The sequence below is a fragment of the Pseudomonas sp. P4_C4 genome, from assembly GCF_056402055.1.
Genome location: NZ_JBFUID010000110.1, coordinates 1 through 9,466 on the forward strand (window position 1 = coordinate 1; position 9,466 = coordinate 9,466).

9 protein-coding genes and 1 pseudogene are annotated in these 9,466 nt (G+C 61.5%); 5 read left to right on the top strand and 5 right to left on the bottom strand.

Features of this window, described 5'->3' with window-relative positions; genetic code table 11:
* Nucleotides 1-463, top strand: a pseudogene (locus tag AC1DXW_RS30350) (shikimate 5-dehydrogenase); the annotation flags it as partial.
* Between the two features lie 161 nt (nt 464-624).
* On the opposite strand, the gene AC1DXW_RS30355 reads toward AC1DXW_RS30350, so the two are convergent.
* Nucleotides 625-1,269 (bottom strand): YceH family protein, encoded by a 645-nt coding sequence (locus AC1DXW_RS30355; RefSeq protein ID WP_477756005.1) that lies wholly within the window; start codon nt 1,267-1,269, stop codon nt 625-627.
* A gap of 305 nt (nt 1,270-1,574) precedes the next feature.
* Between AC1DXW_RS30355 and AC1DXW_RS30360 the strand changes: the two genes are divergently transcribed.
* From AC1DXW_RS30360 to AC1DXW_RS30370, 3 genes are read left to right on the top strand one after another with little or no spacing between them, the layout of a single operon-like run.
* Nucleotides 1,575-2,315: a glycosyltransferase family 2 protein gene (locus AC1DXW_RS30360; protein ID WP_477756006.1), complete on the top strand. Its 741-nt coding sequence runs from the start codon at nt 1,575-1,577 to the stop codon at nt 2,313-2,315.
* A complete protein-coding gene (locus AC1DXW_RS30365) occupies nt 2,312-2,590 on the top strand; it encodes a lipid-A-disaccharide synthase N-terminal domain-containing protein (RefSeq protein ID WP_477760859.1) in 279 nt (92 codons plus the stop codon). Before AC1DXW_RS30360 ends, AC1DXW_RS30365 begins: the two co-directional genes overlap by 4 nt.
* A gap of 3 nt (nt 2,591-2,593) precedes the next feature.
* Nucleotides 2,594-4,144: an ArnT family glycosyltransferase gene (locus tag AC1DXW_RS30370; protein ID WP_477760860.1), complete on the top strand. Its 1,551-nt coding sequence runs from the start codon at nt 2,594-2,596 to the stop codon at nt 4,142-4,144.
* 53 nt (nt 4,145-4,197) lie between these two features.
* Here the strand turns inward: AC1DXW_RS30370 and ahr are convergent, their stop codons facing one another.
* From ahr to AC1DXW_RS30385, 3 genes are all read right to left on the bottom strand, one after another.
* The gene (ahr, locus tag AC1DXW_RS30375; protein WP_477756008.1) at nt 4,198-5,229 is read right to left on the bottom strand and encodes an NADPH-dependent aldehyde reductase Ahr; all 1,032 of its coding nucleotides are present in this window, start codon (nt 5,227-5,229) and stop codon (nt 4,198-4,200) included.
* Between the two features lie 135 nt (nt 5,230-5,364).
* A complete protein-coding gene (locus tag AC1DXW_RS30380) occupies nt 5,365-6,246 on the bottom strand; it encodes an NmrA family NAD(P)-binding protein (RefSeq protein WP_477756375.1) in 882 nt (293 codons plus the stop codon).
* Nucleotides 6,247-6,281: 35 nt separating this feature from the next.
* Nucleotides 6,282-6,923, bottom strand: a complete 642-nt coding sequence (locus AC1DXW_RS30385) for an HD domain-containing protein (RefSeq protein WP_477756374.1) — start codon at nt 6,921-6,923, stop codon at nt 6,282-6,284.
* A 123-nt stretch (nt 6,924-7,046) separates the two neighbouring features.
* On the opposite strand from AC1DXW_RS30385, the gene AC1DXW_RS30390 reads away from it, so the two are divergent.
* Nucleotides 7,047-8,066 (top strand): GlxA family transcriptional regulator, encoded by a 1,020-nt coding sequence (locus AC1DXW_RS30390; RefSeq protein ID WP_477760861.1) that lies wholly within the window; start codon nt 7,047-7,049, stop codon nt 8,064-8,066.
* A 68-nt stretch (nt 8,067-8,134) separates the two neighbouring features.
* Here the strand turns inward: AC1DXW_RS30390 and AC1DXW_RS30395 are convergent, their stop codons facing one another.
* Entirely contained in the window at nt 8,135-8,902 is a 768-nt protein-coding gene (locus AC1DXW_RS30395) for a metallophosphoesterase (protein ID WP_477760862.1), read from the bottom strand.
* Between the last annotated feature and the right edge of the window lie 564 nt (nt 8,903-9,466).

The window sequence follows — 9,466 nt, forward strand, 5'->3', positions numbered from 1 at the left end:
GCCCAAGGACTCGACCTTTGCCTTGCGCGGCAGCGGCGGGATGGCCAAGGCCGTGGCGAGCGCCTTGCGCGATGGCGGGTATGAAAACGGCCTGATCGTGGCCCGCAACGAGCGCGCCGGCCAGGCGCTGGCGCAGTCGTTGGGGTATGAGTGGCAGGCAGAGCTGGGGAATCGTCGCCCGCAGATGCTGGTCAACGTCACCCCGATCGGCATGACGGGAGGACCGGAGGCCGATCAACTGGCCTTTGAGGCGGACGTGATCGAAAAAGCGGAAACTGTGTTCGATGTGGTGGCGATTCCCTCGGAAACACCGCTGATCGTGCGTGCTCGTGCCGAAGGCAAGCGGGTCATCACCGGGCTGGAAGTGATCGCGATCCAGGCACTGGAGCAGTTTGTGCTCTACACCGGTGTACGCCCGACGGACGAGCAATTCCAGAAGGCCGTGGCGTTTGCCCGCAGCTAGGCGATGTAGCCTCTGTAGGAGCTGGCTTGCCAGCGAAGAGGGCGGCCCATTCAACATCGACGTTGCCTGACAGACCGCCTTCGCTGGCAAGCCAGCTCCTACAAGGGATTGAGGGTGATCGCTGGTTTCGTACCAGACACCAATCAATGCGGGGGCTGCGTTTACTCGAGGCGGGCCAGTCGTTCTTCCAGTGCGGCGATGCGTGCTTCCAGTTCTTCGATACGTTCCACAGAAACCCCGCTGCCACCACGCTCGGCCGGGTTTTGCCGTGCCGCCATGATCGCCTCGATATCCGCCGGGTCGCCCAGGGCGTGCGTGTAACGGTCTTCGCGCTGGCCGGCCTGACGCGGAATCAGTACGGCCAGGCCCCGGGCAATCAGGCGTTCGAGTTGATGCACCACCTGTTCGGCATCTTCGAATTCATGCATGCGGCCGCTGCGGGTCAGCAGTTCATTGACGGTCTGCGGGCCGCGCAGGAACATCAGCCCGGTCAGGATGACCTGCGCCGGCACCAGTTCCAGGGCCTTGTCGACCCGGTGCTCCCAGCGGTCGGCGCGGCTGCCCATCACCAGTCTGGCGAAACCGCGTCCTTCGAGGACGCGCAGGCTATGGCCGACCTGGCCTGGTGTGAGGTTCATCACCGGCTCGCGGCTGGTTTTCTGGTTGCAGGCAATCACCAGGGCATTGAGGGTCAGGGGATAGGTTTCCGGGCTGGTGGCCTGTTTCTCGATCAACGAGCCCAGAATGCGGATTTCCGTACTGTCGAGCCGCTGCTCGTCTAAAGTCGTCTCTTGCTCAGTGCTCATGGTTCTGCATCCTTACCCGATTCATGTTTTTCACTTGCGTGAGTGCACTTTAGATGGGCAAGCGCCAATGGCAACCGAATTCGTTGCGTCATCAAGTGAATGATGACAAAAAGTGTATGAAATATTAACGCCATTTTTACAATTGGCCGGGCACCGTATGCGGGGTCGCGCGCGAGTGCGTCCACAGGGCGGGATATTGTTGGCGTCATCGCCCAAAATAGCTGAACCCTGCATCGAGTCGGCCGGTGTACGACACCTTCATTCGCCTCTGATAAAAGAAATCCAATAAAGGCGAGAGTGACTCTATGAGCCAAGACATTTTTGTATCCGTACTGATCCCCGCCAAGAACGAAGCGAACAACCTCAAGCCATTGCTTGAGGAAATCCGCGTCGCATTGGCCGCTGAATCGTACGAAATCATCGTCGTCGACGATGGCAGCACCGATGCGACCCTGCAGGAATTGCGGCAGATCCGCCAGAACGGCCTGAACACCTTGCGCATCCTCCATCACGAACGGTCGCTGGGGCAGAGCACCTCGCTGTACCACGCCGCACGGGAGGCCCGCGGGCAATGGCTGGCGACCCTCGATGGCGACGGCCAGAACGACCCGGCGGACATCCCCGGCATGCTGGCGCTGGTGCGCGGCGAACCGGGCCAGGTTGACGTGCAACTGGTCGCCGGGCATCGGGTCAATCGCCGTGATACGGCGAGCAAGCGCTACGCCTCGCGTTTCGCCAACAACCTGCGCCGCCGCCTGCTCAAGGACGCCACCCCGGACACCGGTTGCGGCCTGAAGCTGATCGAGCGCGCGGCGTTYTTGCGCCTGCCGTACTTCGACCACATGCATCGCTATATTCCGGCRCTGATCCAGCGCCATAACGGGCGCATGATCGTGCACCCGGTCAACCATCGGCCGCGCACGGCCGGGGTGTCGAAATACGGCAACATCGACCGCGCSCTGGTCGGCATTCTCGATTTGTTCGGYGTCTGGTGGCTGATCAARCGCACGCGGYTGAACACCATTGCCCAGGAGATTGAAGGATGATGTTGTCTCGYGAARCCYTGTGGCTGATCGTCGGYTTTGCSGGSCAGRTTGCCTTTACCGGGCGGTTTGTCCTGCAGTGGCTGTACAGCGAGTACAAGAAACGCAGCGTGATCCCGACCAACTTCTGGTACCTGAGCATCGTCGGCAGCACCTTGTTGCTTGCCTACGCCATTTATCGCCAGGATCCGGTGTTCATCGCCGGGCAGGCGTTTGGCTCCATCGTCTATTTTCGCAACCTGCAATTGATTGCCAAAAGCAGAAGCGTGAAGGAATAAACCATGCGTAGATCACTGTCGCCCAGGGTCGAATGCCTGGGCCTGATGCTGCTTGCCCTGCTGTTGATCGGCGCGGGACTGGGGCTGCGCCAGGCACAGAATGTGGATGAGGAGCGTTTCCTCGGCGTCGCACTGGAGATGCTGCAAAACGGCTCGTGGCTGATCCCGCACCGGGCCGCCGAGATCTACGGCGACAAGCCGCCGATTTTCATGTGGACGGTGGCGTTCTTCACCTGGCTGACCGGCAAGCCGAACATCGCCCTTTATATCCCGGGGCTGTTTTCGGCCGTGACGGTCACGGCGATGGTCTATGACCTGGGTCGTCGCTTGTGGACCCAGCGTACCGGGCGCAACGCCGCGCTGTTGTACCTGGCGACATACCAGACCTACAGTATCCTGCGCACCGGCCAGATCGACAGTTTGTTGATTCTGTTCACCTCCCTGGGCCTCTACGGTCTGGCGCGACACCTGTTGATCGGCCCGGCGTGGCGCTGGTTTTACGCGGGCTGCGCGGCCATGGGCATTGGCGTGATCACCAAGGGCGTGGGTTTCCTGCCGGCGCTGTTGCTGATTCCGTACGCCTATGCGGTGCGCAAAGACTGGCCCGGTGTGGTGGCCATGCCCGGCGAGGCGCGCAAGTGGTTGCTGGGGTTGGTGGTGATGCTGGCAGCGATCGCGATCTGGCTGTTGCCGTTGGCCTTGTCCATCATCGTCAATGGCAGCGCTGACGAAATTGCCTATGCGCGGGAGATCCTCCTGCACCAGACCGCGGGCCGTTATGCCGCCGCGTGGCATCACCGCGAACCGTTCTGGTACTTCTTCACCAACGTGATTCCGCAGTACTGGCTACCGCTGGTGCTAGTGCTGCCATGGCTGGTCCCTGCCTGGCGCCGGCAGTTGCAAAAACGTGACGGCCGGGTCCTGGTATTGCTCGGTTGGGTGGTGCTGGTGGTGCTGTTTTTCTGCATCAGCACTGGCAAGCGCAAGCTGTACATCTACCCGGCGCTGCCTGGGCTGGTGCTGGTCGCCGCACCGTTGATCCCGTGGCTGCTCAAGCGCTGGTTCAAACGGCACCCGCGTTTGCGTCGGGTGTTCCCGGCACTGGTCGCGACCTGGTTCGTACTGTGGTTCGCCCGTGGTTTCATCGAACCGCTCAAGGAAGGCGCCAACATTGATCAGGTGCTCATGACCCAGGCGGCATCCATGACCCAGGGCGCCGATCTGGTGCTGGTCAACTGGGAGGAGGGGCACTGGTTGTTCGCCCGTCAGCCGATCGTGCATTTCGGCATGGATTACTCCTCCATCGAGAAGGCTGCGCAGTATCTGCGTGAACACCCCAAGGCCTACGCTCTGGTACCGGATGACGTACTGAACCAGTGCTTCAAACCTGAAGCGGCCCGTGAACTGGGCGAAAACTCCCGGGCGAACTGGTCGATCGTGGGGGCGGATGCCGACAACGGCAAATGCCTCCCGCAAGAGGCCGGCAAAGCCTATCGGTTCACCTGGAATGACCCGCACATGCCCGCGCTGCCGGCGCAGGTGGCCAATCCCTGAGGGCAAAAAAAGGGCCGCTTGAATAAGCGGCCCTTTTCTTCGTTCGTCGCCTGTCACTGACGGGCATCCAGCACCACGCGGTAGCGCGCCTTGCCGCTGCGCAAATGATCGATGGCTTCGTTGATCCGGCTCATGGGGAACATCTCGACCTGCGGCAGGATCTGATGACGGGCGCAGAACTCCAGCATCATCGCGGTGTTGGCCGGTGAGCCGACCGGTGAGGCGGACAAGACTTTTTGCTGGGGAATCAGGTTGAACACGTGCACCGGTATGGCGTCGGGCACGATACCGACAAAGTGCAGGCGGCCCTTGCCGCGCAGGGTGGCGAGCATGGCCGTCCAGTCGAGGTTGGCGTTGGCGGTGACCAGGAGAAAATCCAGGGTGCCGGCAATGGCATTGAGCGCATCCGTGTCGGTCGAGGCGACCACCTTGTGCGCGCCCAGGCGCCTGGCTTCGTCCTGTTTGCTCAGCGATGAGGTGAAGGCGGTGACTTCGCAGCCCCAGGCGTTGAGGAAGCGCAGCGCCAGGTGACCGAGGCCGCCGATGCCCACCACACCGACCCGATCAGTGGGCTTGATACCGAATTCCACCAGCGGGTTGAACACGGTCGAACCGGCACAGAACAACGGCCCGGCCATCGCCGGGTCGAGCCCGGCCGGGATCGGCAAGGCCCAGGCCCAGTGCGAGCGAATGCGGTCGGCAAAGCCACCGTTGCTGCCGATGATGGTCGGTTGCACGGTGCGGCACAGGTTATGGGAGCCTTCGATGCACGACGTGCAATGCATGCAGCTGCCCTTGTACCAACCGATGCCCACTCGTTGGCCCATTTCCAGGCCGCGAACCTGGTCGCCCAGCCGCACGATACGGCCGACCACCTCGTGACCGGGAATAAACGGGTAGCTGCTGATGCCCCAGTCGTTGTCGATCAGCGACTGGTCGGAGTGGCAGACGCCGCAATATTCCACGGCGACTTCCACCTCATCGCTTCCCAGCGGGCCGGGATCGTAGCTAAAGGGTTCCAGTGGCGCGCCCGCTGCCGTGGCGGCCCAGCCGGTAAAGTTGGTGAGTTCGCTGCTGTCGTTCATGGGATACCTCCAGATCAGACGTCAGGGATCTTGGCCGCTCGGGTGCAGCGGCGGAGCGAGGAAAGTGTAGCGGGTTGTCGGCGTTGCATCGGGCGCGAGCGTTGATACTTGAACACCCGATGCATACACCCGCGGTCACTGTTCGAACAATTGGCGATTGGCCCGTACGAAGTCAGCCACCGTCTGCGGTGCTTGACCGGTTACTTGCCCGATCACGCCGTCCACTCCGGAAAAAATCCCGTTCTGGTAATCGACCGCCACCGCCAGGAAGTGCTGGATGACAAATTCCGGCAGATCGTAGGTCTGCAGGTGCTGGCGATACTCCTCCAGCGTCGACGGACTGTAGGTGATGGTGCGGCCGACGATGGCGCTGATTTCCTCGGCAATTTGCTGATGGCTCAGTTCGACGGGACCGCACAACGGGTAGGTCTTGCCGATATGGCCGGACGGCTGGGTCAGGAGCCTGGCGATCACACGGGCCTGATCTTCGGCGGCAATCGGTGCGTGCCGCCCGCTACCGTACGGCAGCGTTATCCTGTTTTCCTTGACGATCTGATCCAGCACCCACGGAAAAATCAGCCATTCGGAAAAGAACGTCGGGCGAATGTGCACCACTGGCACGCCCGACCAGTCGAGTACGCGCTCGGCAATCCAGTGGTCGCGGGCGGCATGGCTCAGAGAGTCTTCCCGCGCGGAAATCTGCGACATTTCCACCACCACCTCGACGCCTGCGCGCCGTGCGGCATCGGCAAAATAGGCGGTTGCCTGAATGTAGCCGGGGCGAACCGGGTAGCACAGGTACGCGCCGGTCACGCCATCCATGGCGCGCAAGATATCGTCATGTTCCAGCAGGTCGCCGACAAAGATTTCGGCGCCCTCGTTCTGCAAGGCGGCGCTGCGTTCGTCCAGTTGATGCACGAAGGCCCGCACTGCATGACCTTCATTGAGCAGATGACGGACGGTGTAGACGCCGGTTTTACCGGTTGCTCCGGTGATGAGGTATTTGTGTGGCTGCATGATGGGTTCTCTCACTGTAATAAACGGGAAGTGGATCAGCTGTCGAAGGGTGCGTTGTCGATCAGGTCGCAGACATTCGGGCAATCGAAGCCATGGACATGGCGGCGCCCGACATCGGCGAGCCCGGTACCAATGGCCGTATGGGGTTTGTTCCTGGCCACTTCGGCAACGGCCTGGGTAAAGGCCGCTTTCATGCCGATGCGGGGGTAAAGCGCGAGCGTGTCGTCGACCAGCGAAGGGGTGATTTCATCCAGGTGCAGGCCCATGACATCGACATGGGCGCCCAGATAGATCAGGGCGATTTCCGGCTGTTTGCGGTCGGCGATGCCGGCGCTGGAGTGCAGGGCAATTGCATCCCAGACCTGTTCAGCTTTCGCCTGCGGATAACCGTTGGCCAGGAGAAAATGACGGGCGGCATCGGCGCCATCGACTTCAAAGCGCTGGTCGGCGGCAAACTCGGGCGTCAGCCCCAAATCGTGCAGCAGTGCGGCGAGGTAGACCGCTTCACGGTCGTACCGCAAGCCCCGGCGCTGGCCAAGGAATTCGGCAAACCACCATGTCCGGTGCACATGATGCAAAAGCGCCCTGGAGTGGACGCGTTCCACGAGCGATGCGGCTTTGCGGGCTAGCTCGGAGTCTGGAGCGCTGAAGCCGCCGATGTTGATGGGTGTATTCATGGTGCCTCCCGGGAATGACGTTGACTTGCCATTCACTCTATGGATTCGCCGTGTGGCGCAATTGACTATTTTCGGATTATTTGTGCCAATATTGGTACCTCGAACGTGCAGGAGCCCGCCGTGATGAACAAGACGAAACCTGGCCATTCATTGAAGAGCCGCACACCAAAACGCGTGGTGATTCTGGGGTTGCCACCCGTCGACGGGCTCGACGTCATCGGCCCGGCCGAGGTGTTTTCCCTGGCGAACACTCTGCACGACGGAGCCTTCGCGCCCTACGTGCTTGAACTGGTCTGCGCGGGCGTCGACCCGCAAATGGCCAGCAGCACTGGCATCGGGCTCATGGCGCACACGACCCTCGAGCACGAGCGGCGTGCCGACAAGGCCATCGACACGCTGATCGTGGCGACAGGCTGGCAGGCAATCGATCAGCTGGACGGGGCGGCCATAGAATGGATTCGCACGAGGTCCGAAAGCGTACGACGGGTGTGCTCGATCTGTGTCGGCGCGTTCGCCCTGGCAGACGCAGGGCTGCTGGACGGGCGCCGGGCGACGACTCACTGGCGCATGGCACGCGATCTTGCCGAGCGATATCCCAAGGTGCAGGTCGATCCGAATCCGATCTGGATCAAGGACGACAACGTCTATACCTCGGCCGGCATCTCGGCGGGCATCGACCTTGCCTTGGCGCTGGTCAGCGAAGACCTGGGGGATGACGTTGCGCTGGACATCGCGAAAAACCTGGTGCTGTTCCTGCGCCGTCCCGGTGGGCAGGCGCAGTTCAGTGTCGCCCTGCAATCGCAGCAGGTCCCCGGTTCTAATCTGGATGAACTGTGCCACTGGATCAGTGAGCACCTGAGTTCACAGCTGACCGTGGAAATCCTCGCAGACCGCTTTGCTACCAGTGTCCGAACCTTGATCCGGATCTTTCAGCGCGAGTTGCAGACCACCCCGGCCAAGTACGTGGAAGACGTTCGGCTGGAAGCCGCGTGCCGGGAGCTCGAACTGGGCGGGCGCTCGATGGAAGAGGTCGCACGCCGATGCGGTTATCACAGCGTCGACGTGCTGAGGAAGGTTTTCGCCCGGCGCCTTGGCGTGAGTCCCAGGGAGTACGCGCAACGTTTCGCGCCGGACGTGGGGTAGGGGCGCCCGAGGCTTTCGGAGAATGTCGAACGGTTCGATGCGCTGGAACTGTTGATCTGAGCGTTACCTCAGAACTCCAGATCGATCACCAAGGCCTCATCGAAATCAGGATTTTCATTGATGCCATTTTTGGCATAGCCCCGGGGGTTGCACGCCACGCGGGTGTTGCCCACCCGATAATCGAAGCTGCCATGGGTGTGGCCATGCAGCCACAGTGCCGGCTGCCAGTCTTTGATCCGCTCTTCGAGGTCCGAGACAAAACTTGAGTTGATCGGCGAGCCGGCAAAGGTCGGGCTGATGCTCGACCGGGTCGGGGCGAAATGCGAGACCACCACCGTGGGCGTGCTGCTGTCGCGGGTGAAGCAGTCTTCCAGCCAGGCGACGGTCTGCAGAAACACCAGTTGGGAAATGGCCGGGGTGAACAGGTCTGGAAAGTCGGGGGCGATCCTGATGTGGCTGAAGTCACGGATCAGTTGGGTCGCCAGGTCGATGCCCAGCGCCCGATCCTCCGGGCTGTCGAGCAGGCGATAGTCAGACCACAAGGTGCAGCCGAGAAAACGCACGCCGTCGTGGACGTATTCCGAACGTTCCAGAATGTGGATCTGCGTACCTTGCGCCAGGCTGTTCAACTGTTCGTAGGTGGAGACCAGGTCACTGCCATAGAACTCGTGATTGCCCGCCACGTACAGCAGCGGAACCGGGCACGCGCTGGCCCACTCGATGGCTTTGGCCGGCCGGGCGATGTCCCCGGCGAGTACGACAATGTCGGCATCCACGGTGGGAAAAGGGACCGCGTTGACGGACAGGTGCATGTCGGACAGCAAGGCGATGCGCATGGATCAACTCCGGCGTGTCTTGAGGGGCAGGTCGTCCAAATTACCCGTTGTCGACCCGTTGCCACAAGCCGGCTTTATGCCACGCCGAAAATCCACTGTAGGAGCGAGCCTGCTCGCGATGGCTATGTGTTGGGTGATGTGGTTTTGCGGGCGTACATATCCGTTTTTGCGGTAACGGCGACTATTGGTTCCGCCCTTACGGCGGGTCACTTGGAAGAGCGGAACGCCGCCCGGCCCCAAGTAACCAAGGGCTCTTGCCCCTTACGTTCGGTGCCTCGCCTAGGCTCGGCATGCCCTCGCTCCGGTCCTGCTCCGTGGGCCCGCCGCGATCGGCCATCCATGGCCCAGAGTGTGTAAAAACTGGTTCAAACATCGTCGACGCGTAGCGTCGACGATGTTTGGCTGGCTAATTACACCTAAAGCGTTCTTCGTAGCTCCAACCCGCTTTTAATGCCACTAGTAACGCTTCTCAGCTCGTCCATCGGGCAAAACAGGGGGCTTTTCAGGCCGCCAGCGCTTTCATCAGATTCTGCGCGCCGAGGATTTTCATCACCCGTTTCAAGT

Coding starts and splice junctions, on each gene's coding strand:
- AC1DXW_RS30385 (WP_477756374.1), bottom strand. CDS start 6,923: ATGAATACACCCATCAACATCGGCGGCTTCAGCGCTCCAGACTCCGAG.
- ahr (WP_477756008.1), bottom strand. CDS start 5,229: ATGAACGACAGCAGCGAACTCACCAACTTTACCGGCTGGGCCGCCACG.
- AC1DXW_RS30395 (WP_477760862.1), bottom strand. CDS start 8,902: ATGCGCATCGCCTTGCTGTCCGACATGCACCTGTCCGTCAACGCGGTC.
- AC1DXW_RS30370 (WP_477760860.1), top strand. CDS start 2,594: ATGCGTAGATCACTGTCGCCCAGGGTCGAATGCCTGGGCCTGATGCTG.
- AC1DXW_RS30355 (WP_477756005.1), bottom strand. CDS start 1,269: ATGAGCACTGAGCAAGAGACGACTTTAGACGAGCAGCGGCTCGACAGT.
- AC1DXW_RS30390 (WP_477760861.1), top strand. CDS start 7,047: ATGAACAAGACGAAACCTGGCCATTCATTGAAGAGCCGCACACCAAAA.
- AC1DXW_RS30380 (WP_477756375.1), bottom strand. CDS start 6,246: ATGCAGCCACACAAATACCTCATCACCGGAGCAACCGGTAAAACCGGC.